Raw genomic sequence first — 2205 nt, 5'->3', positions numbered from 1 at the left:
TGCGTGAACTCGGGCGCAATCCGGCGGTGCGGCAAGCCTGCGGCTTCGCGGTGTTGCCGTTCCAGAAGAAACCCCTGGCGCAGTTGCTGCCGGACGCCGCCACGGGGCGGATGAGCATCGTCTATGCGGCGGCGCCGGCCGACCACGCCGCGGTGCCCAGCAGAGGGAGAGACACATGATCGAAACGCTGACGCTCGCGACGCTGTGTCAAGCGCAGTGCCCCCTCGTCCTTGCCCCGGAGGACCCGGTCTCCCTGGCCGTCGCGGTCATGGGGGAACGCCGCCTGAGCTCGGTGGTGATCCTCGACGGCGACACCCCGGTCGGCCTCTTCACCGAGCGCGATGCCCTGGGGCTGATCGCCACCGGCACCTACAATCCCGCGACACCGCTGCGCGCCCTCATGTCCGCCGACTTGGTCACCGCCCCCCCGGAGATGACCTTCATCGACGGCTATGCCCGCATGGCGGGCCATGGCGTGCGCCACCTGGTGCTGACGGACGCGGCGGGCCGGCTCTATGGGGTTCTGTCCGAAACCGACTTCGCCCGCGCGTTGGGGGTCGCGGAGCTTCATGGACCGCGCACCGTCGCCGACCTGATGACCGGCGAGCCGGCGACGGTGCCGCCGGGGACCTCGATCGCCGAGTGCCTGGCCCTGATGGCCGATCGGCGCATCAGTTCGGTGATCGTTGCCGAGGGGGAGCGGGCACTCGGCATCCTGACCGAACGCGATGCCATCCGGCTGGCCACGCTCGACCTGGACCTGCAAACCACCCCGGTCTCCGCGGTCATGTCCCAGCCGGTACAGATCATTGGTTCCGAGGCGTTCGCCTACGAGGCGGCCACGCGGATGCGCGCCGCGGGGGTCCGGCACCTGGCCGTGGCGGACGGTGCCGGGCGCCTGGTCGGGATTCTCACCCGGAAGAACCTCTTGCGGGACATCCACGATGTCCATTTGCGCCTGTTGCGCCAGTCCATCGCCAAGCAGGGTCAGGCGCTGCGCGATACCCGGCAGCAGTTACGCGACCAGGACCTCATGCGCGCCATGTTCGAGGCGTCCCCGGCCGGTATCAGCCTGCGGGACCGCGACGGCCGGCTGGTGCTGGTCAACCCGGCCCTGCTGGCGATGCTCGGCTACCAGGGGGAACTGCCGAGCGTGATCGGGCACCACTTCAGCGAATTCGTCATGACAGCCGACCAGGAACAGGAGACCCTGATGTTCGCCCGGCTGCTGGACGGCGACCTGCCGAGCTACCGGCGCGAGACGCACTATCGTCACCGCGACGGCCATACCCTGGTCGCGGAGGTCACGGTCACCGCCATCCGCGATGTCGGCGGGACCCTCACGCACGCCCTGGCCATGGTCAACCAGGACATCAGCGCGCGCAAGCAGGCCCAGGCGGCCCTGCAGGAGAGCGAGGAACGCTATCGCGGGATCGTCAACAACGTCATGGACGCGATCTTTATTCTGGATCCGCAAGGGCGCTTCCTCGCGGTCAACGACCAGGCCTGCGGACGGTACGGATACGATCGGGAGACCTTCCTGACCTTGCACATTCGCGACATCCATAGGCCCGACGAGGTCGTCAATGTCCCGCAGCGCCTCGCGTTGTTGTTGCAGCAGGAGGGTGCCGCCACCTTCGAGGCCGTGCATCGGGATGCTCAGGGACGCCCCATCCCGGTCGAGGTCAGTGCGACCAGGTCCCTGTTCGGCGGCAAACCCTGCATGCTGAGCGTCGTGCGTGACATCTCCGAGCGCAAACGCGCCGAAGCCGCGCTCGCCGAGCGGGAAGAGCAACTGCGGATCTTCATCGAGCACGCCCCCGTCGCCCTGGCCATGCTGGACCGCGACCTGCGCTACCTGGTGGTCAGCCCACGCTGGCTGGATGACTATGGACTGAGGGGTCGCGACATCATCGGGCTTTCCCATTACGAGGTCTTCCCCGAGATTCCGGAGTCGTGGCGAGAGGTGCATCGCCGCGGCCTGGCCGGGGAGGTGATCCGCGCCGAGGATGACCGCTTTGAGCGACTGGACGGCACCGTGCAATGGCTGAGATGGGAGGTGAGACCGTTCTATCAAACTTACAAATTCATGCGTAAACATGAATAAAGTTGACTTCCTGCTTCACGGGGGCCGGTTTCACGCGGACCTTGCGGCCCGCGCCAGCGCCCTCCCCTCCACAGGCAGACACCGCGGAACTCGCGGCG

General features: G+C 67.5%; 1 protein-coding gene. It reads left to right on the top strand.

Going from position 1 to position 2205, the window contains the following annotated elements:
• Positions 1-175: 175 nt before the first annotated feature.
• Positions 176-2107 (top strand): PAS domain S-box protein, encoded by a 1932-nt coding sequence (locus QZY48_RS24910; RefSeq protein WP_295436140.1) that lies wholly within the window; start codon positions 176-178, stop codon positions 2105-2107.
• The last annotated feature ends 98 nt before the right edge of the window (positions 2108-2205 follow it).

The organism is uncultured Thiodictyon sp. (assembly GCF_903828115.1).
GTDB lineage: Bacteria > Pseudomonadota > Gammaproteobacteria > Chromatiales > Chromatiaceae > Thiodictyon.
The sequence above is the reverse complement of the archived record's forward strand: the minus strand, read 5'-3'. Positions and strand labels throughout refer to the sequence as shown.

Excerpts from the sequence above, each read along its gene's own strand:
- QZY48_RS24910 (WP_295436140.1), top strand. The coding sequence starts at position 176 with ATGATCGAAACGCTGACGCTCGCGACGCTGTGTCAAGCGCAGTGCCCC.